20 protein-coding genes are annotated in these 19,934 nt (G+C 65.7%); 15 read left to right on the top strand and 5 right to left on the bottom strand.

All coding sequences use genetic code 11. The features are described 5' to 3' along the window. Nucleotides 1-6: 6 nt before the first annotated feature. Entirely contained in the window at nucleotides 7-930 is a 924-nt protein-coding gene (locus ACOOGG_RS12830) for an SDR family NAD(P)-dependent oxidoreductase (protein WP_420435636.1), read from the top strand. 12 nt (nucleotides 931-942) lie between these two features. Further along, nucleotides 943-1,797, top strand: a complete 855-nt coding sequence (locus ACOOGG_RS12825; RefSeq protein ID WP_420435634.1) for a phytanoyl-CoA dioxygenase family protein — start codon at nucleotides 943-945, stop codon at nucleotides 1,795-1,797. On the opposite strand, the gene ACOOGG_RS12820 is transcribed toward ACOOGG_RS12825, so the two are convergent. Continuing rightward, nucleotides 1,798-2,991 carry an acetyl-CoA acetyltransferase gene (locus ACOOGG_RS12820; protein ID WP_420435632.1) on the bottom strand — a complete coding sequence of 398 codons (1,194 nt, stop codon included), beginning with the start codon at nucleotides 2,989-2,991 and terminating at the stop codon, nucleotides 1,798-1,800. It lies immediately after the preceding gene. 10 nt (nucleotides 2,992-3,001) lie between these two features. Next, complete coding sequence (locus ACOOGG_RS12815; protein ID WP_420435630.1) at nucleotides 3,002-4,399, bottom strand: OB-fold domain-containing protein; 1,398 nt, start codon at nucleotides 4,397-4,399, stop codon at nucleotides 3,002-3,004. Nucleotides 4,400-4,454: 55 nt separating this feature from the next. Here ACOOGG_RS12815 and ACOOGG_RS12810 point away from each other — a divergent pair, with 55 nt between their 5' ends. The 4 genes from ACOOGG_RS12810 (at nucleotide 4,455) to ACOOGG_RS12795 (ending at nucleotide 8,853) form a co-directional block, all read left to right on the top strand. Beyond that, nucleotides 4,455-5,870, top strand: a complete 1,416-nt coding sequence (locus ACOOGG_RS12810; protein WP_420435628.1) for an amidohydrolase family protein — start codon at nucleotides 4,455-4,457, stop codon at nucleotides 5,868-5,870. A gap of 2 nt (nucleotides 5,871-5,872) precedes the next feature. Continuing rightward, complete coding sequence (locus tag ACOOGG_RS12805; RefSeq protein WP_420435626.1) at nucleotides 5,873-8,110, top strand: xanthine dehydrogenase family protein molybdopterin-binding subunit; 2,238 nt, start codon at nucleotides 5,873-5,875, stop codon at nucleotides 8,108-8,110. Between the two features lie 87 nt (nucleotides 8,111-8,197). Beyond that, nucleotides 8,198-8,431: a ribbon-helix-helix domain-containing protein gene (locus ACOOGG_RS12800; RefSeq protein ID WP_420435624.1), complete on the top strand. Its 234-nt coding sequence runs from the start codon at nucleotides 8,198-8,200 to the stop codon at nucleotides 8,429-8,431. Then, entirely contained in the window at nucleotides 8,425-8,853 is a 429-nt protein-coding gene (locus tag ACOOGG_RS12795; RefSeq protein WP_420435622.1) for a TA system VapC family ribonuclease toxin, read from the top strand. The genes ACOOGG_RS12800 and ACOOGG_RS12795 overlap by 7 nt, the downstream gene beginning before the upstream one ends. 99 nt (nucleotides 8,854-8,952) lie before the next feature. On the opposite strand, the gene ACOOGG_RS12790 is transcribed toward ACOOGG_RS12795, so the two are convergent. Together ACOOGG_RS12790 and ACOOGG_RS12785 are read right to left on the bottom strand one after the other, a co-directional pair. Beyond that, the gene (locus tag ACOOGG_RS12790; protein WP_420435620.1) at nucleotides 8,953-10,215 is read right to left on the bottom strand and encodes a DUF222 domain-containing protein; all 1,263 of its coding nucleotides are present in this window, start codon (nucleotides 10,213-10,215) and stop codon (nucleotides 8,953-8,955) included. A gap of 241 nt (nucleotides 10,216-10,456) precedes the next feature. Beyond that, complete coding sequence (locus ACOOGG_RS12785; RefSeq protein WP_420435618.1) at nucleotides 10,457-11,584, bottom strand: amidohydrolase family protein; 1,128 nt, start codon at nucleotides 11,582-11,584, stop codon at nucleotides 10,457-10,459. A gap of 65 nt (nucleotides 11,585-11,649) precedes the next feature. On the opposite strand from ACOOGG_RS12785, the gene ACOOGG_RS12780 reads away from it, so the two are divergent. The 8 genes from ACOOGG_RS12780 to ACOOGG_RS12745 all read left to right on the top strand — a co-directional run bounded on the left by ACOOGG_RS12780 (nucleotide 11,650) and on the right by ACOOGG_RS12745 (nucleotide 18,556). After that, complete coding sequence (locus ACOOGG_RS12780; protein ID WP_420435616.1) at nucleotides 11,650-13,044, top strand: amidohydrolase family protein; 1,395 nt, start codon at nucleotides 11,650-11,652, stop codon at nucleotides 13,042-13,044. Nucleotides 13,045-13,056: 12 nt separating this feature from the next. Then, nucleotides 13,057-13,866, top strand: a complete 810-nt coding sequence (locus ACOOGG_RS12775) for a PaaI family thioesterase (protein ID WP_420435614.1) — start codon at nucleotides 13,057-13,059, stop codon at nucleotides 13,864-13,866. Between the two features lie 96 nt (nucleotides 13,867-13,962). Then, on the top strand, nucleotides 13,963-14,961 hold the full coding sequence (locus ACOOGG_RS12770) for an NADP-dependent oxidoreductase (RefSeq protein ID WP_420435612.1): 999 nt from the start codon (nucleotides 13,963-13,965) through the stop codon (nucleotides 14,959-14,961). Nucleotides 14,962-14,979: 18 nt separating this feature from the next. After that, entirely contained in the window at nucleotides 14,980-15,747 is a 768-nt protein-coding gene (locus ACOOGG_RS12765) for a crotonase/enoyl-CoA hydratase family protein (RefSeq protein ID WP_420435610.1), read from the top strand. Then, the gene (locus ACOOGG_RS12760) at nucleotides 15,744-16,409 is read left to right on the top strand and encodes a 2-oxoacid:acceptor oxidoreductase family protein (protein ID WP_420435608.1); all 666 of its coding nucleotides are present in this window, start codon (nucleotides 15,744-15,746) and stop codon (nucleotides 16,407-16,409) included. Before ACOOGG_RS12765 ends, ACOOGG_RS12760 begins: the two co-directional genes overlap by 4 nt. Then, the gene (locus ACOOGG_RS12755; RefSeq protein WP_420435606.1) at nucleotides 16,406-16,687 is read left to right on the top strand and encodes a 4Fe-4S dicluster domain-containing protein; all 282 of its coding nucleotides are present in this window, start codon (nucleotides 16,406-16,408) and stop codon (nucleotides 16,685-16,687) included. Before ACOOGG_RS12760 ends, ACOOGG_RS12755 begins: the two co-directional genes overlap by 4 nt. Beyond that, complete coding sequence (locus ACOOGG_RS12750) at nucleotides 16,684-17,754, top strand: hypothetical protein (RefSeq protein ID WP_420435604.1); 1,071 nt, start codon at nucleotides 16,684-16,686, stop codon at nucleotides 17,752-17,754. The genes ACOOGG_RS12755 and ACOOGG_RS12750 overlap by 4 nt, the downstream gene beginning before the upstream one ends. 13 nt (nucleotides 17,755-17,767) lie before the next feature. Beyond that, nucleotides 17,768-18,556, top strand: coding sequence for a thiamine pyrophosphate-dependent enzyme (locus ACOOGG_RS12745; protein WP_420435602.1), 789 nt, complete (start codon nucleotides 17,768-17,770; stop codon nucleotides 18,554-18,556). Here ACOOGG_RS12745 and ACOOGG_RS12740 read toward each other — a convergent pair. Beyond that, entirely contained in the window at nucleotides 18,553-19,284 is a 732-nt protein-coding gene (locus tag ACOOGG_RS12740) for a tyrosine-protein phosphatase (protein ID WP_420435600.1), read from the bottom strand. The two genes, ACOOGG_RS12745 and ACOOGG_RS12740, sit on opposite strands and share 4 nt — an antisense overlap. A 149-nt stretch (nucleotides 19,285-19,433) precedes the next feature. Here ACOOGG_RS12740 and ACOOGG_RS12735 point away from each other — a divergent pair, with 149 nt between their 5' ends. Next, a complete protein-coding gene (locus ACOOGG_RS12735; RefSeq protein WP_420435598.1) occupies nucleotides 19,434-19,934 on the top strand; it encodes a hypothetical protein in 501 nt (166 codons plus the stop codon).

Genomic DNA, 19,934 nt, shown 5'->3' with positions numbered 1-19,934 from the left:
TCAGTTATGTCTAACGAGTTCCAAGACCGAGTGGCCCTGGTAACCGGCGCCGGAGACAAGATCGGCCTGGGATTCGCTCACGCCAGCTACCTGGCCGAACGCGGAGCCAAGATCGTGCTCAACGATTTCGGCAACGGCACGCTGGGCCTGGTGGAGCAGGGCATCGACTCCGACATCGCCGAGCAGGCCGCCCAGCGGATCCGCGACGCTGGCGGCGAGGCCATCGCCAACAACGGCGACGTCGCCGATCCGGCCACTGCCCAAGAGATGGTGTCAGCCGCCATCGAGGCTTGGGGCCGGGTGGACATCCTCATCAACAACGCCGGCTTCGCCAGCGCGTCGTTCTTCCCCGACATCGACGCCGCCGACATGAACCGCCATGTGGGAGTGACCCTGCTGGGATGCCTCAACACCGCCAAGGCGGTGTGGCCACATTTGGTGGAGCGGGGCTACGGGCGCATCATCAACACCGGCTCCCCTGCCTGCTTCGGCAACCCCACCGCCTCGTATGCGGCCACCAAGTCGGGCCTTTTCGGCTTCACCCGCACCGAGGCCATCTTCGGCCAAGCCCACAACATCACCGCCAACTTGCTCTTGCCTGCGGCCATCTCCCGGCTGACCGAGGGGCTGCCCGAGTCACCGTTCAAGTCGCACCTGCGCACCCATTTCGGCGCCGAGAAGGTGGCCCCGGTGGTGGCCCATCTGGTGGGCGACCAATGCACGGTGACCGGGGAGGCGTTCACCGTTGGGGGCGGCCAATTCGCCCGAATCGTGTACGCCGCCTCCCCCGCCCAGGAGATCGACCTGACCATGGAGTCGGTTGCCCAGGGAATGGCACAAGCCATGGACACCACCGACTGGACCCCACAAGGCTCCACCGCCGAGAGCCTGGTCCATCTGGGAATGCCCCCTGAGCTAGAGCAAATGTAAGGATCTAGTGCCATGAGCCTGGTGACCGACCATGAGATAGAGGCCTTCTGGCGCGATGGGGTGGTGGTAGTCCGAGGTGTGCTGTCCGACGAGACCCTGGCCTCCATGGCCAAGCCCGTAGACCGTGCTTTGGGATCCGAGGAAATGAACAACATGACCGAAATGGGCGCCATGGTGGTACCACCCAGCGGCGGCACCGTGCTCAACGATCCCGCGGCGGCTAAATCAGGCGCCCCCCGCGGCCAGTTCCATGGCGGCACCGACCACTGGTGGAACGACTCCGACTTCGAGCGTTTCGCCACCCAATCGCCTCTGCCGCAGCTAGCTGCCGAGCTGATGCGGAGCCGGGAGCTGTGGTTCTACGAAGACAGCGTGCTAGTCAAAGAGCCCCACACCGAAGAGCCCACCTCAATCCACCAGGACATGGCCTATTTCCAGCTAGAGGGCGAAAAAGTGTGTACTACTTGGTGCCCGCTCGATCCCATCTCCCAGGCCACCGGGGCCACCGTCTACGTGAAGGGCTCGCACCGCTGGGAGCGGAATTTCCGGCCCAACTGGTTCGTGAGCCAGCTATCCATGCCCGACACCGAAGGCGAGGACGTCCCCCACTACGACCGGGACGATTCCGAGCACCTGCTCTGCTTCGACATGGAACCCGGCGATGTGGCCGTCCACCACGCCATGACCCTCCACGGCGCCCACGCCAACGTCACCGGCCAATGGCGCCGGGCCATCTCCGTTCGCTACTGCGGCGACGGCACCGTCTACCGCTTCAAGCGCGGCACCCCCCTAAAACCCCACCACGCCGAGGTAACCGAGGGAGACCCCGTCGACCATCCCCGCTGCCCCCAAGTCTGGCCCCGCTGACTAGCCCGGCTCGGGGCCGAGGATGGAGACGAAGGAGACCATTTCGCCGGGATAGCCGCCGAGGTTGTGGACTAGGCCGAGGTTGCGGGTGGACAAGTCGATTTGGCGGTCGTCGCCGGCTTGGCCTCGGAGCTGGAGCCAGCACTCGTAGTGCATCCGCAGGCCGGAGGCCCCCACCGGGTGGCCAAAGGCTTTGAGGCCGCCGTCGGTGTTGATGGGCATGTCGCCGTTGCGCTCGAAGGTGCCGGCCAGCACCTCTTTCCAGGCGGTGCCCCGCTCGCAGAAGCCCAGGTCTTCCATGAGGACCATCTCGGTGGGAGTGAAGCAGTCGTGGACCTCGGCCATGGCCAGCGCTGAGCGGGGGTCGTCGATGCCGGCTTGGCGGTATGCGTCGGCTCCGGCCATGTCGCACTCAGGGAAGGTGGTGTAGTCGTAGTCGGGGTCGATCAGCCCGCCGCCGGTGCCCGACACAAACGACAGGGCCTTGATGTACAGCGGGTCGTTGCAGTACTTGTGGGCGTCTTCGGCCCGCACCACGATGGCTGCGGCCGAGCCGTCGGCCACGCCGGAGCAGTCGAACACCGACAGCCGCCCGGCCACCGAAGCCATCTCGCATATCTTCTCAGCGGGCATCTCCCGGCGGAACTGGGCCAGCGGGTTGAGCGCCCCGTTGCGGTGGTTCTTCTCGGCGATCTTGGCCACCACCATGCGCAGCTCATCCTCGTCTACCCCATAGCGAGCGGCGTAGGCGGGCAGCACCAGGCTGTACATGGCCGCGGCGGTGAGGTTCCGCTTGGTGCCGTCGTGGGGCGCGGGGGCGGCGTTGAGCCCCTGGTAGCCGGAGTCCTTGATCTTCTCCACGCCGATGGCCATGGCCACGTCGTAGGCCCCGCTGGCCACCGCATAGGACGCTTGGCGCAGCGCCTCGGAACCGGTGGCGCAGAAGTTCTCCACCCGGGTCACAGGCTTGCCCTCCAGCTTCAGCGGCTGGCTCAGCGTCAACCCGCTCATCCCGCTCGACGCCGTGCCCAGCCAGAAGGCGTCTACATCGTCCTTGGCCACCCCAGCGGAGGCGAATGCCGCGGTGGCGGCGTCAATCAAGAGGTCGTCGACTCCTTTGTCCCAGTGCTCACGGAACTGGGTGCAACCCATCCCGATTATCGCCACCTGGTCTTTGATGCCATGGCTGGCCATCTGTCGCCTCCTATCGCGCCGGGCGGGCCTTCCAGAAATAGTTGATGATGCCCTCGGCCTCGTACAGCCGGCGGAAGGTCATTTCCACCCGCTGGCCGATGCGCACCGCCTCGGGATCCACATCGGTCAGCTCCACCGGGAGCCGGCCGCCGCCGTCGAAGTCCAGCACAGCGAACACCACCGGCGGGCTCACCGAGTACGCCAGCCGGTCGACTGTGAAGGTCACCACGGTGGCACCTACATCGGCCATGGGCGCGGGGTCCATGGCATCGAGCTCATCCTCAGGTCGGATGGAAACCCGGGCCGGCGGCAAGTGCAGCGTCCCGCTCTCTGCGCCCCGGCTGCCCACAAAGCCGTACTTCCAGTCCTGGGCCCTAGCGGCCGCCGACGAAGACGGCCGGGTGGGCTCGGGCCGGTTGGGGGGCTGCACCTGGATCATCTCCCGCCACTGCAAGAACGTGGCGTAGCTCAGCTCAGCGCCATTGGCGACCTGATCGGCAACCCGAAGAGCCGGCGCATGATCGGCCAGCGCCTCGGTGGTCCGCAAGATGAGCACCTCCACCCCGTCAGCCAGCATCACCACCGCGACGGTCTGGCCCGGTTCGGCCTGCTCCAGCTCGTTGGCCAGTACCAAACCGGGATGGGCGGTGCCGGTGTTGCCCACCGATGCGGCTAAGTCATTGGCCACACGGGTCACTCCGAGCTGCCCGGAAACCCGCTTGACCGCCCGGCCGTGGGCACCGGCCACCACCGCCACATCCACATCATCGGCGCCGATACCGGCGGCGCCCAGCGCCTCTTTCCACGCCTGAGCCGCCAGCGGGCCGTAGCGGGTTTCTCCAAAGCGCTCCTCCCACTGGCCGGTGCTGGGCGAGCCCGGCTGGCGCCAGCGGTCCACAAACTCCTCGGTGGCCGACGCCGATCCCAGAAACTCGGCCACCACCGGACCGTCGCCCTCGCCGCCCACCAAGAACGCAGCCGCACCGTCGCCGCCGTTGGCCTCGTCGGCACCCGTGGGCAGCCCACCCCGGATGTCGGCGGCCACCACCAGCGTTGGCCCGCCCGATTCCAACGCAGTCCGCAGCGCCCCGATGCCAGAGCGCACCGCGCCGCCGAAGTCCAGCGCCCCCACCGAGGAATCCAACCTCAGCGCGGCATGTATGGCGGTGGCGTTGGTCTTCTCCAGGTAGGCGGGGTCGGCGGTTGCGAACCAGAGCGCCCAAGGCTCGACCTCCGTCGACCGCAGAGCCAGCCGGGCCGCCTCCACGCCCATGGTGGTGGTGTCCTCGTCGTAGGAGGCCACCGATCGGGTGCCCCGCCCGCCACCCCGGCCCATCACCGCGGCGATGGCCGAGCGGTCCAAGCGCCGGTATGGCACATAACCCCCGAAGCTGATGATGCCTCGCATGATTCCGAAGTGTACGCCTGACACGGCAATTCACTGGGGTCGTAGTGTGTCGCCCATGAGCTTTGAGCCCAGCGCCGAAGTGCGGCGCATCCGCGACGCCATCGACCACCCCATCATCGACTCCGACGGCCACATAATCGAGTTCCTACCTGAGGTTCACGACATCATGGCCACCGTCGGCGGTCCCGGTCTGGTGGACAAATTCAAGGTCGTCGAATACGGCGCCAGGAAATCCATCGAGCTGAGTTTGGAACAGCGCCGGGCCGCCGGGATGATGCGCTCGGCGTGGTGGGGGCTGCCCGCCCGCAACACCCTCGACCGGGCCACCGCTCTCTTGCCCAAGCTGCTGTATGAGCGGCTGGACGAGATCGGCATCGACCTGGCCGTGCTCTATCCCACCTATGGGCTGACCTGCATGGGCCTGGAAGACGAGGATCTCCGACTGGGAGCGGCCAGGGCGTTCAACCTCTACTCCCACCAGGCCTATGAGCCCTATGGCGACCGCCTCATGCCAGTGGCCATCATCCCGGTTTTCACCCCTGAAGAGGCCATCGCCGAACTCGATTTCGCGGTGGGCGAGCTGGGAATGCGCCCAGTAATGCTGACCGGTCTGGTGCCCCGTCCCGTAGACCCGGATAACACCAGCCACCGCCATGCCCGCCGCAAAGACACCCTGGGCATGGACTCCACCTATGACTACGACCCGTTATGGCAGCGCTGCACCGAGCTGGGTGTGTCGCCCACTTTCCACTCCTCGGGGATGGGCTGGGGCAGCCGCACCTCCGAGACCAACTATGTGTACAACCACCTGGGCAACTTCGCCGCCGCCGGCGAGGCTCTTTGCCGGGCGGTGTTCATGGGCGGGGTGGCCCATCGCTTTCCCGATCTGCGCTGGGCCTTTCTGGAAGGGGGCGTGGCCTGGGGGGTGAACCTGCTGTCGGACGTGATCGGCCACTGGGAGAAGCGCAACCGCCACGCCATCAGCCACTACGACCCCTCGGCGGTGGACATGGACGAGCTGGGCCGGCTGTTCGACGCCTACGGCACCCCGGCGGCCAACAGCCATAGGAACCAGCTCAAAGAAGCGCTGCACATGCTGAGCGAGCCTGACGAAGACCCCGCCACCATTGATGAGTTCGCCCTCAGCGGGGTGAACACCCTCGAAGACATCTTCACCATTTGGGATCGCTTCTACTTCGGCTGTGAAGCCGACGACCCGATGACCGCCATCGGTTTCAACCGGGCGGTGACCCCTGGAGGAAAGGTGGTCAAGGGCGTCTTCGCCTCCGACGTCGGCCACTGGGACGTGCCCGACGTGCGCGAGGTGTTGCCCGAGGCCTACGAACTGGTGGACGACGGCATACTCGACGAGGCCGACTTCCGGGCGTTCACTTTCGAGCATCCGATGTCGCTGTGGGCCGGCACCAACTCCAGTTTCTTCAAGGGCACCGTTATCGAAGAAGCCCTATAGGTGTGACCTCTTGGGAAGGCCGGGTCGAGGACTTCGACCTGCTGACCGGCCAGGCCCGCTTTGGCGCCGACCTCAGCGCTGAGGGGGCGCTGTGGCTGGGCTTCGTGCGGTCTCCCGCGGCCCGGGCGGCCATCGTCAGCATCGACAAGTCGGCGGCCGAGGCTCTCGACGGCGTGGCCGGAGTGTTCACCGCCGATGACCTCGATCTGATCACCCAGCCGAGCGTGGAGGGGGTCACCCCAGTCGAAATCAGCCGATCTCCGCTGGCCAAGGGGTCGGTGGCCTATGTAGGTGAGGCGGTCGCCGCGGTGGTTGCGGTAAGCGAGGCGGTCGCGGCCGACGCTTGCGAGCTAGTGGAAGTGGACTACCGGCCACTGCTCCCAGTCCCCAATCTGGCCTCTGCGACCGGCGAAAACGCCCTACTCGTGCATACCCAGCACGGATCCAACACCGTGCTTTCCGTCCCGTCTGGCAATCGGACAGCCGTCCGAGCGACGCTCGACGGCGCGGAGGTGACCGTCACTGTCTCCCAGCACTATCCCCGGGTGGCGTGCTCCCCCATCGAGGGTATTGCCGGCCTGGTCGTCCTCGACAGCGACCGAGTGGCGATCCACATCAACTCCCAGATGCCCGCCCTCACCCACGATGAGCTTGCCAGCACCTTGGACCTCGCCGATGAACAGATAAGCGTGGTGGTTCCCCCCATCGGCGGCGGTTTCGGTGGCAAGTGCTGGGGTGAGAACGGACTGTTTGCCGTGGCCGCCCAGTTGGCCCTGCGGCTAAATCGTCCACTGCGGTTCGTCCAAACCCGCCCCGAGAATCTGCTGTCGATGCAAGCCCGCGACCAAGACCAGCGCATCACCCTTGCCGCCGACCAACACGGCACAGTCACCGCGCTGGAGGCTGAGGTAGCTGCCGACGTGGGCGGCTACGCGGGGATGGGCGCTTTCGAGCCCCTGCAAACCCAGCGGCTCATCCCCGGCCCGTACCGAATCGACCACGCTGCGGTCACCGCTTCGGCGGTGATGACCAACACCGTTCCCACCGGCCCCTATCGAGGCCCGGGCCGGGCTGAGGCCATCGGCCTGCTGGAGCGGGCCATGGACGAACTCGCCCGCGCTCTGAAGCTGGACCCGGCCGAGGTTCGACGTCGCAATCTGCTGCGGCCTCAGGATTTCCCCCGCCAAACACCAGGCGAACTAGTGATGGACGAAGCCGATCATCTCGGCGCCCTGGAGCAGGCCCTCAATCTGGTCGGTTACCAGCGACTTCGAGCAGACCAAGTCGCCCGCCGGACTTCGGGAGAAACCCGTCTACTGGGCATTGGCATCGGCTGCTGGGCCGACTTCACCGGTCGCCATGAACCCTGCCAACCGGCCACGGCCCGGGTGACCGACGACGGCTGCATCGAAATAGACGCCGGAGTGGCCCCGATAGGCCAGGGAATGCAATCCGTCATAACCCGTCTAGCTGCCGATGCCCTAGGCCTTGACCCCGTCTTGATCACATCACCCACCCCCGACACCGGCCGCTTCCGATCCGCTCTGGGCAGTTTCGGCTCCCGATCGGCCTCGCTGGCCGGCAGCTCAACTCTGGAGGTAGCCACCAAGCTGTACGACAAGCTAAGAGAGCGGGCCGCCGAGCGGCTCGAAGCGGCCGTGGCCGACGTCGAGCTGCGCCCTAATGCCACCCTGGGCGTGCGAGGCACCCCCACACAGGGGATCCCGCTAGCCGATCTGGCCGGCACTGAGGTCGCAGCCGCCTATGACCAAGGCCAACCCACCTTCCCCGGCGGCACCCATGTCGCCGTGGTCGAAGTGGACACCGAGACCGGCGAAGTAGACCTGATCCGCCACGTCGCCGTCACCGACTGCGGCCGGCTACTCGACGAGGTTCAGGCTTCGGGCCAAGTCCAAGGCGGCGCCGTACAAGGCATAGCCGTCGCCCTATTTGAAGAGATGCGCTACGACGCCGACGCCAACCCCTTAACCACCAGCCTGGCCGACTACCTAGTACCCGCGGCCGGCGATGTCCCCGAGATAGAGACCCACTTCATAGAAACCCCCACCGACCGCAACCCCCTAGGCGCCAAAGGAGTGGGAGAAAGCGGCGCCATCGCAGCACCCCCCGCAGTGCAGAACGCCATCATCGACGCCCTCTCCCATCTAGGCGTCACCCACATCGACATGCCCTGCACCCCCGAACGGGTCTGGTACGCCCTCAAAGCCAGGCAGGTCTGACTTTTCGCTAACGCCTCCTACTCCATCCGCGGCGGGGTAGTCGCATCGTATGACGATAGCTCTGCATCATGATGCTAAGCTTCTGTCATGCGCACAACACTGACGCTGCAAGACGATGTGGCTGCTGCTGTGGACCGTCTGCGGCGATCCGAGGGCATCGGCGTGAGCGAGGCCGTCAACCGCTTGGTCCGCGAGGGACTGGCCAAGCCCAAGACCGTTCCCCCCTACGAACACGACTCCTACGACATGGGACAGAAGCTCGATGTCACCAACATCGGCGACGTGATCGGCCTGCTGGACGAGACCGGCCTGCCGTGCTGATCGATGCCAATCTGCTGCTGCACGCCGCCGACAGTTCCTCACCACACCACGAGCGGTCAGCGCGGTGGCTGGTGGCGGTGCTGAACGGCCGCCGCAGGGTGGCGCTCCCGTGGCAGACCCTCGGGGCTTTCCTGCGCATCGGCACCAACCCGCGCGTCTACTCCAACCCGCTGACCGCGGGGCAGGCATGGGGTTGCGTGCAGCGCTGGCTCGCCGCCGAACCAACCTGGATCCCGCCACCCTCCGAGCGCACTGCGACGATCCTGGGCGACCTCCTCACCAAACACCACGCCACGGCCAACCTCGTACCCGACGCCATGCTCGCCGCGCTGGCCATGGAGCACGGTCTCACAGTCATGAGCACTGACACCGATTTCGCCCGCTTCGCCGAGGTTCGCTGGGAGAACCCTCTCACGGCATAACACCCCCCTTTACGTTGTTGGGTGGCTCTGACAGTCCCGAGTGTCACTGCTGGGTCCCCAAAAGCCACGCAATTCCCGGGGAGGTTCAGGGAGGTGAGCTCAGGCGGCTGCCAGTAGTACAGCGGGCGGTGGGTGGGTTGTGGGGTTGGGCCGGGGTGGGGGTTGGAGGTGGTATCGGCCGGTTTTGGTGTCGTGGTGGATGGTGTGGCCGTGTTTGTGGACTTTTGTGTGGCAGCGGGGGCACAACAGCACCAGGTTGGTTATGTCGGTGGGCCCGTTGTGGTCCCATGGTTGGATGTGGTGGGCGTCGCACACCTGGGGTCTGAGGCCGCAGCCCACACAGCCGCGGTCTCTGCGGTAAAGGGCCAGCTTCTGGGCTTTGGTTACCGCTCTTTGGGCTCTTCCCACATATAGGGGCTGTGCGTCGGCTGCGAAGATCATCGGAACGATCTCTGCGTCGCAGGCCAGGCGGCGGAGCTCGTCTAGTTCGATGGGGGTGCCGTCGATCAGCCCTGCGCTTTTGAGTTGGCCGTCGATGGCGTCGTAGTCGGCGGACACCACCAGCACTGTTTTCTGCGGGCGGATCCCGCAGTCGAACCCGCCCGCCGCACCGCCTGCAATTGCGTCTGGGGTTGTGGCGGCGGGCTGTTGGGTGATGAGCGCGACCAGCGCGTCGGCGTTGCGCTGCTCGAAGGTGCGGATGGGGTCGAAGGCGATGTCGTCGCCGAGCATCTTGGCGCTCATGGCGCCAAGGGCGGTCTTGACCCGCTCGCCGGACACCTGGTCGAACTCGGCGTGCAACACCACCATGCCGCCGGAGGCGTCGAACACCTTGGCGCTGCGGCGGGCCCGTTGGCGCTCGGCGCGTCCCATGCCGCCGGCGGCGCGGCGCTGGTCCTCGCGGGCGGCGACGGTCCTTTTGAAATCGTCGTGGCCCTGCCAGCCGCCCAGCGCCAAGATCTCCTGGCGGTCTTGTTCACTCATCGGCGCCCGCTTGTGCGACTCGGCCACCAACCCGGCCTGATCCGCGGAGATACGCCCGTTTTGTACCGCGCCCAGAACCTCCGGCATGGCCGCGACACCCTGAGCCGTCTTGGCCAGCCGGCGGGCCCGATATGCGCTGATGCCCAGTTGGTGGCACACCGTGGAAGCCGCTCCCGGCCCCTCGAGCTCGCCGTAGCGGGGGACCAGCCCTACCAGATAGCCCTCCGCCCGACGGCGCAACAGATCAGCCTCACCCATCAAACCCAACAGCTCCGAAGCGCCCGCCCCAGAAAAATCCGGGAACCCGAAACCCGCAGCCACGCCAGCACCAACGCTGGCACAAACACCGCCTGAACTGGGATTATGAGCAACTTCCATACATGACATTATATCAACCCCAGTGACACATTCCCCCCTGAAAACACCAACTTTGCTGCAACTTTGTTCAATCGTCCCTATTGGCTGGAGCACGCCACAAAGCGCTGAGCGGCAGGGCCCACACTCGATCAACAATCCTGCCCTCGCTCTCGAACCCAAACTCCAATATCTGCCGAGCACAAAATCCAGTAATTGCCGGAGCTAGAAAATTCCTCGCGGCTGTCGCCGACAGTCGAAGAAGCTAGACCGTCAACCCGTACAACTCGGCGCAGTTGTCGCGGAGGACTCGGTCTAGTTGGTGGTCGGTCATGTGGGTGGTCTGCTCGGTGAGCATTTCCTGTGACCAGGGCCAGGTGGCGTCGGAGTGGGGGTGGTCGTTGGCCCACATCACCCGGTTCGTGTTCATGAGATCGAGCAGCTTGAAGGCCACCCAGTCGTCCTGGAAGGTGAGGTACACGTTCTCTGCGAAGTACTCGCTGGGCTTCTTGGACAGCTCGGCGCTCTCAAGCCAATTCCGGTGGCGGTTGTAAGCGTGGTCGGCCCGGTACATCCAGTGGGGTGCCCATCCGGCGTCGGCCTCCACGCACACCACCCGCAGGTTGGGATGGCGCTCGAACACTCCACCGAAGATAAGCGTGCCGATGATGTCCTGGTTCCCCCTGATGATCCCCAAGAACGAGTTGATCTTCGGCCCCCGGAACTGGGCGGCCATGGGATGGTCGTTGCCCGAGGTGAGGATGTGGAACGACAGCGGCATTCCCATCGAAACCGACGCCTCCCAGAAGGCGTCGTAATCGGGGTGGTCGTAGTCGACCCCCGAAGCGGGGTAGCCGGGCAGCATGACTCCTTTGAGCCCGAGGTCGCACATGGCCTCCAGGTCGGCGATGGCCTCGTCCACTGACCGCACCGCGGTCTGGCCCAATCCGATGAGCCGCTCCGGGGCATGGGAGTTGAAGTCGGCAATCCAGCGGTTGTAAGCGTCGAAACAGGCCTTCTTGTAGTCGCCGTCGGGATGGTTGCAGATGGTCATGCCCACCGACGGGTAGATCACCTCGGCCACCACCCCGTCGCGATCCTGCTCCTCCAACCGGGCCACCGGGTCGTAGCCGCCGGGGTGCAGGTCCTCCCAGCGGGTGCCGCTGTTGATGCTGATCTCGTGCCAGCTCTTGCCGGCGGCGGCGATCATGCCGAACGGCATCCGGTTGCGGCCGTTGTCGATCGACATGAACACGCCCATGTCGTCGGCCCACTCCACCCGCGGCGCTCGATCCCTGAACTTGGGGTCGATGTAGTCGATGTAGGTGTTGTCGGGCTCGGTAACGTGCGAATCGGCCGAGATGCAGGGGCGAACAGGGGTGACAGTGCTCATGGCTGGAACCTTCTCAATCGGGAGTCGCTGAGACAGGGTTTAAACTAGTAGGTAGCGTGTCGGCCATGAGCAGCCAGCGATCCGCCGCCGACATTCGAGCCGACCTCGGCCATCCGGTCATAGACGCCGACGGGCATGTGTTCGAGCACTACCCGGCCCTGCACCAGTACTGCCTCGACGAGGGGCTCGACGGCGGGCTCTACCCTCAAATGGCCAACTGCTCCTTCAGCGGGGAGCCCAATTGGTCCTCCCTGTCGCCCGATGAACGGCTGGCCCGGCGCAGCTTCCGGGGACCGTGGTGGGCGCTGCCGCTGGCCAACACCAAGGACTTCGCCACCGCGGTGTCGCCCGCACTGTTCCACGACCGAATCGAGGAGCTGGGCATGGACTTCGCGGTCTGCTACCCGAGCATCGGCCTCAACTTCCCCGCCTACAAAGACGACGAAGTTCGCAACAAGCTCTGCCGGGCACTCAACCGGTACCTTGCCGACAGCTACCAGGGGCTGCAAGACCGCCTGACCCCGGTGGCCGCCATCCCCACCCACACCCCCACCGAGGCCGTCGAACAGCTCGACTTCGCCGTCACCGAGCTGGGTTTCAAGGCCGTGATGATCGGCGGGTTCGTGCCCCGCCAACTGCCCGCCGGCGGTGAGATGGCCACCTGGATCGACTCGCTGGGGCTCGATTCGGCCTACGACTACGACCCCTTGTGGCAGCGTCTGGTGGAGCTGCAAACCCCGGCCAGCCTGCACTCCGGGTCGATGGGCTGGGACGGAAGGCGGTCCATCTCCAACTTCACCTACAACCACATGGGAAACTTCGGCACAGCCAGCGAGGCTACGGCCAAGTCGATCTTCTTCGGCGGGGTCACCCACCGCTTCCCCGACCTTCGCCTCGGCTTCCTCGAAGGCGGTGTCACCTGGGGCGCCCAGATGGTGTGCGACTTGCTCAGCCACTGGGAAAAGCGAGGTCCCGAGGGTCTCAAGGCCTACGACCCCAAACTGTTCGAGCCCGAGTATTTCGACAACCTCCTGGCCGAAGCCAACGACCCCATCGATCTGAGCGCCGGGTTCGGCAAGATGATGCAGAAGGGCATTAGCGGCGATGACGTCGTCCACGACTTCGAGGCCGCAGGCATTTCCAGCCCCCAAGACATCCTCGATCAGATCGACCGCTCCTACTGGTTCGGCTGCGAGGCCGACGACCCCCTGGTGCGGCTGGCCTTCGACGGCGCCCTTCCCGAAGGGGCCACCCTCAACGCCATCTTCTCCTCCGATGTGGGCCACTGGGACGTACCCGAAATGGGCGAGGTCATGCCCGAGGTGTGGGAGCAGGTGGAGCACGGCTGGCTCAACGAGGACCAGTTCCGGGCCTTCACCTTCGGCAACGCCCACCGCTTCTTCACCGAAGCCCGCCCCGACTTCTTCAAGAACACGGTGCTGGAGGGCGCCACCGTCTAGAACTGGGGGGCCATGACCGACCCGGCACAAGCACCTCCGCAGTTCACCCTGTTGGCCCAGCTGGGCATCTACTGCGACCCCAACACCCAGCCCGGCTACGGGCAGTTGCGGGTGTTCGACGAGCAGTGCCACGGAGGCCAAGTGAGGCCGTCGGTGCTGATGCTGGCCGCCGACATCACCGGCGGCATGATCGGCGAGAAGGAAGACCCGGATTGCTGGCACTTCACCACCGATTTCCAGCTTCGCACCGCAGCCGTGCCCCTGCCCGAACAAATCGACGTATACGCCGACGTCCTGCGGGCCGGGGCCAGCACGTTGGCCTGTGAATGCCGGTTCACCGCTCCCGACGGTGCCGAGGTGGGCTACGCCCAGATCGGCTTCGGGCGCCACCAGCAGCGTCCCGGCGACCCGGCCAAACCAATCCACGACCCGCCCCGGCCCGACCTCATGGGGCTTCCCGATATCGACCGGCCGCTGGCCGAAGTGGCCAGCATCGAGGTGGTTGACTCCGCGGTCGGCCATGTGGAGGCAGAGCTCACCCCGCAGCTGCTCAACCCGGCGGGCATCATGCAGGGCGCCATGGTCACCCTGGTGGGGGAGGTTGGGGCCGAGACCCTGGCCGAACATGAATTCGGCTCGCCCCATGCGGTGGCCGACATGGACATCCGCTACCTGCTAGGGGGAAAGATCGGCCCGGTGTACAGCACCTGCCGCTGGATGGGCGACCCGTCGACCGGCTGGGTGGTGGCCGAGATCAAAGATCTGGGCAAGGGCGACCGCCTGATCGCCAAGATGATGCTGCGAGTGCGCCCCGCCCGCTGAGGGGATTGCTCGGATATAAGAGCTGGGGTTTACGTGCTTGTCGGTCCGCCCCGCCCGCTGAGGGGATCGCTCCCCTTGCCGGAGTAGTTTGGCGGAATGAACCGCCAGTGGATCTACGCCGTGCGGCCCGATGGGCCGGTTTGCGTGGACAACTTCGAGTACCGGGAAACCGAGATTCCAGAGCCGGGCGACGGCCAAGCGCTGGCCCGGCTGTGCTACCTCAGCTTCGAGCCGGCCATGCGCACCTGGCTGGAGGACTTCATCACCTACATGCCGCCCGCGCCGCTGGGCCAGCCCATGGTGGGGCCAGGGGTCTTCCAGGTGGTTGAGTCCAACACGCCGGCACTGAGCGAGGGGGATCTGGTCAGCGGCATGATGGGCTGGTCGGACTACATAGTGGTGGACGACCAGGTTCGGGTGGTGCCGCCGGGCACGCCCATCCCGGTGATGCTGGGACCGCTGGGGGGCACGGGCCTCACCGCCTACATCGGCTTGCTCGACATCGGCCGACCCCAGCCGGGTGAGACAGTGTTGACCTCGGGAGCGGCCGGAGCCACCGGGTCGGTGGCCGCTCAGATCGCCCGCATCAAGGGCTGCCGGTCGGTGGGCATCGCCGGCGGCGCCGACAAGTGCCGCTGGCTCCTCGAAGAAGCCCGCCTCGACGCAGCCATCGACTACAAGAACGAAGACGTAGGCGACCGACTGGCCGAAGTCTGCCCCGACGGCGTGGACGTGTACTTCGACAACGTGGGCGGCGACATGCTGGAGACCGTGATGGGCCACATGAACATGGGGGGCCGTGTCGCCGTCTGCGGGGCAATCTCCACCTACAACCAGGGCATGCGCCGGCCCGGCCCGTCCAACATGTTCGAGATCATCGAGAAGCGGCTCACCCTTCAGGGCTTCGTGATGTTCGACCACATGGACCGAGTGCCCGCCGCCTCCGCCGACCTGGGACAGTGGGTAGCCGAAGGAGAGATCGCCTTTCAGACCGATGTCCAGGAGGGGTTCGAGAACATCCCCTCCACCTTCTTGCGACTGTTCAACGGGGCCAACCACGGAAAACAGCTCCTGAAGGTCAGAGATCCGGAGTAGGGAGAGGTTGCGAGAGCGATGAGCCTGGTCATCTACGAAGCCGAGGGGAAGGTGGCGGTGATCACCCTGAATCGCCCCGAGGCCCGCAATGCCATGAGCCCGGAGCTGGCCTCAGCCCTGGGCGAGGCCTTCGACCAATTCGAAGCCGACGACGGCTTGTGGGTGGCCATCCTGGCCGGCAACGGCCGCATCTTCTGCGCCGGCGCCGACCTCAAGGCCATCTCCGAGGGCCGAGCGGCGGGGCTCATCACCAAAGAGGAGGGCTTCGGCCGGTTCGCACGGCGGCAGCGGGCCAAGCCGGTCATCGCCGCGGTGGACCGCCCGGCATTGGCCGGCGGATTCGAGCTGGTGCTGGGCTGCGACCTGGTGGTGGCGTCCACCGAAGCGGTATTCGGGCTGCCCGAGGTGAAACGGTCGCTGGTGGCCTCCGAAGGGGGTGTCACCCGGCTTCCCCGCCGCATCCCGACCAACATCGCCATGGAGCTGGCCCTCACCGGCGACACCATCGACGTCCACCGGGCCCACGCCTTGGGCTTGGTCAACGTGGTGTGCGAACCCGGCCAGGCATTAGCCGAAGCCAAGGCACTGGCTGAGCGCATCGTGGTCAACGCCCCGCTGGCGGTGAGGGCCGCCCGGCGGGCCATCCTCGACGGGCTGGAGACCACCGAAGCCGAGGGGTTTGGTGTCGCCGCCCGGTTGGGGGCTGAGATCGCCAAGACCGAGGACTTCAAAGAGGGCCCCCGGGCATTCGTGGAGAAGCGGCCCCCTGTCTGGCAGGGCCGGTGAGCCGAGTCGAACCGGCCAGTCCGGTGGAGCAGATGAGCCGAGTCGAACCGGCCAGTCCGGTGGAGCAGATGAGCCGAGTCGAACCGGCTAGTCCGGTGGAGCAGATGAGTCTCCAGGCCACCGGAGAGCGGGAGCTGATGCTCACCGGGATCGGCGGCCAGGGGGTGCAACTGGCCGCTCAGGTCATCGCCCAAGGGGCGACCGCCGATGGCAAAGAGGTGCTGGTTTTCGGCAGCTACGGCGGCATGATGCGGGGGGGCAACACCGACAGCACGGTGGTGATTAGCGACCAACCCATCGAGGCGCCCCCAGTGCTGTCGGCCACATGGTCGGCCGTATTGATGCACCACCAGTATTGGGCACCGCTGCGGGGGCTCATCAGCGATGGCGGCCTGGTGCTGGTGAATACGTCAGTGTTCGAGGATCAGCTAGACCACGACCGCTACCGGGTGGTGGAGGTACCGGCCACCGATGTGGCCACCGATCTGGGCAACCCGCTCTTGGCCGCCATGGTCATGTCCGGCGTATATGGAAGAACGTCCGGCCTGGTGAGCTTGGACGGCCTGGTGGAGGGCATGCGCCGCTCGGTGCCGCCTTACCGCAGCCAGCTGATCGAGGCCAACGAAGCGGCGCTGGCCACCGGCTGGGAGATTGCTGCGTGAGCCCCAGCACTCCCCCAAGCACCGTCACCGTGAGGGGCACCGTGGTGATTGACGTTGAGGCCTGCAAGGGCTGCGATTTGTGCATCGACGCCTGCCCGCCCCGAGTACTGGAGATGACCACCCACGAAGTGAATATCAAGGGCTACCGCTACCCCCGGCTGTTGGCCGGTTGCACGGGATGCCAGGCCTGCGCCCAGATCTGCCCCGACTTCGTGTTCCAGGTCTACAAGTACGAGACCCCCCTGGAGATGGCCGTCGAACTAGAAGGCGGATCGTGAGCGAGCGGGTTTTGATTGAGGGCTCGGAGGCCATGGCCCGAGCCGCAGTGGCTGCCGGTTGCCGGTTCTTCGCCGGTTATCCCATGACCCCGTTCACCGAGCTGCTGGAGTACATGGCCGCGACGCTGCCCGAGGTAAACGGCGTGTGTATGAATGCCGAGAGCGAACTGGAGGCGGTGGGCATGGCCTGGGGAGCAGCCACCACCGGGCATCTGGCCGCCACCGGTTCCACCGGCCAGGGCCTGTCGCTCATGCAGGAGTCGCTCTCGGAGATCACCAACGCCCGACTGCCGCTGGTGGTGTTCAACATGGCCCGGGGCCAGGGCGACTACTTCCAGGCCACCCGAGGGGGTGGCCACGGCGACTACCGCCACATCGTGCTCGCTCCCATGGACGTGCCCGAGGCGGTGGAACTGACCGGGCTGGCGTTCGAAATGGCCGGCCACTGGCGCACCCCGGTCATGGTGCTGGGCGACTACTACTTGGCCCATACCTATCAAGCAGTGTCGGTACCTGCCTTCCACCCAACCGCCCCCCATGTGCCTGACTGGGCGCTCAACGGGTCTTCCGGCGGTTCGGGGGCGGCCAAGATCATCTCTCCGCTGGGCGGCGGGGTCGAAGGAGAAGAGGGATTCGACTTGGGCGCCCATTACGCCGCCTGCGCCGACCACATCCAGGACATGGCCACCGGTGTCGAGCCGCTGATCGACACCGGGTTCTGCGATGACGCCGATCTGGTGGTGGCCGCCTACGGATCGGTGGGCAAATTCGTGCGCTACGCCTGCCTGCGGCTGCGCGACGCCGGGCACCGGGTGGGTTATGTCCGACCGATCACGCTGTGGCCATTCCCATCAGAGGCGGTGCATAAAGCAGCTTCCGGTTCGGCCAAGGTGGCGGTATACGAGCAGAACATGGGCCAGATGGTCGACGATGTGCGCTTGGCTACTATGGGGGCGGTGCCGGTGGAGTTCATCGGGGGCCCAAGTTGGGACCACTCCGGATTCGGGATCGGTCCCGACATCAACGTGCCCGACATCTCCCAGCGCATCCTCGAGGCCCTGACATGAAGGGAAATGGGCCGTGAGCGACGACCAACTCTTTCTGTCCACTGACCGGCCCCCCACTGAGCCCGCCGCTCTGGTGGACGACTTCACCCCCTCGCTCATCACCCAGGCCAACCACCATCTCTGCCCCGGTTGCGGGGAGCCCATCGCCATCCGGGCCGCCATGGAGGCCATCGAAGAGCTTCAGCTCGCCCAGTCCACCATCATAGTGTTCGGTATCGGCTGCTACACCGCCTTTGCCCACAACCTCGACGTGGAAGTGGTGCAGGCCCTGCACGGCCGGGCGCCTTCGGTGGCCACCGGGATAAAGCGGATGCTGCCCGAAGGGTTCGTGCTGACCGTCCAAGGAGACGGCGACATGGTCAACGAGGGACTCCAGGAGGTGCTCCACGCCGCCGCCCGGGGCGAGAACATCACCTGTTTGCTGTTGAACAACGGGGTGTTCGGCGAGACCGGCGGCCAGATGACCACAACCACAACCCTGGGCCAACGCACCAAGACCTCCATCGAAGGCCGTGACCCCCACCAGCACGGCCACCCGATTCTGCTTTCCGACCTCGCTGCCACCATGGACGGCGCGGCCTATGTCGCCCGGTGCGCAGTAAACAACGCCGGCAACGTAGCCCGCACCAAGCGCTACATCACTCGTGCTTACGAGTCACAGCAGGCCGGGGCCGGATTCAGCCTGGTGGAGATTCTCACCATGTGCCCCACCGGCTGGTTCGTCGACACCTTGGAGGGCCCCGACTACCTTCAAGACACCCTCGCCCCCGTTCACAACATCGGGGAACTCAAGACTCCCTAATCCAGCAGCAGCTCTCGCAAGGCCTGCCGATGGGCGGCGTCTAGGCCCAGGCCCTCGGCCCAGTACTGGTCGAAGCCTCCCCATGTGTCGGCCAGCACCCGCATCTGCTCGGCGAAGTAGTCCTCATGCACGGTGGCCAGCGGCATCAGCAGGTCGCCAAGCCGCCCGGCAGCCACATGTTGATTGGTCTCCAAGTAGTGCTCCAGCACCTGATCGCCAGAAACTCCCACCGCCAACAGCAGCAGGCTGGCGGCCCAGCCGGTGCGGTCTTTTCCAGCGCTGCAATTGAACAGCACCGGGACCGCCCCCGGCGCCAACAGCCCTCTCACGAACTCGCCAAATTGGGCGGTCCGCTCCGGATCGCTCACCGAACGCCCCGATGCCTCTTTCATCCATTGGAAGGCTTTTCCGCCGCCGTATCGCTCCTCCAGCTCTTCGGCGCTGAGCAGAGAAAAATCTGTGCGCGCCCCCGTGCGGTTCGCAGGGTCGGCCATGGGCAGCGAGACCTGCTCCACCCCCTTGGGCAGCCGATTGGGCCCCTCAGCGGCGAGGTCCCCCTGGTTCCGGAAATCAAACACCGTGCGGATGCCCAGGGCAGACAGCTCTTGCAGATCAGATTCAGTGGCCTCCGCCAAGTGGGCCGACCGATACACCAGACCCGCCCTAACCTGCTGGCCATCAAGGGTGGTTTGGCCTCCTAGCGAGCGGAAATTGCGGATGGCCTGCACGCCGCGCACCCTACCGGCAGCGGCCCAAAACCCCTGCACCGGAGATAAATCAACGAATACATGACATAGATGACACCAGAGGCTAGAGTTTCGCCCAATATCCGAGTATGGGCCGGCCGACCATTGGCGTGGCTCAAGGAGACACAACTATGACCAAGACCAAGTTGATTTTCATTGGGCTGGCAGTGGCGCTGGTCGGCTTCATGTTCGCCGGTTCCGCTTCGGCTCAGGACCAGACGCTTACCGCTGATCCGGCCTCAGTGCCCGAAGCTGGCACTTACGACTTCACGTTGACGCCTGACGGCTTCACCCAGGCCACGAACTTTGTGGTTTGCAACACCGGCGACGCATCGTTGGTGGGTGACCAAGCAGGTCTGATGCAGTACTGCGGTGGTTTCGGTAGCGGACAGGACAACAGTGGCTCCTTCACCGCAGAAGGTGTGGAAGTCGGTGAAGACGGCGTCACCTTCTTACTGTTCCAGATGGCTGCAGATGGCGAGGCTGCCTCCGCCTCCGTGAACATCAGTATGGACGACGACATGCTGGCGGAAACCGGTGTGAATACATCGCTGCTGGTGATCATCGGCACGGGCATCGCCCTCGCCGGTGTGATGGTGTTCGGCCTCAGCCGTCGGCTGCGCACCCTGTAA

The sequence above is a fragment of the Candidatus Poriferisocius sp. genome, from assembly GCF_965214065.1.
Classification (GTDB): Bacteria; Actinomycetota; Acidimicrobiia; order Acidimicrobiales; family Bin134; genus Poriferisocius.
The sequence above is the reverse complement of the archived record's forward strand: the minus strand, read 5'-3'. Positions and strand labels throughout refer to the sequence as shown.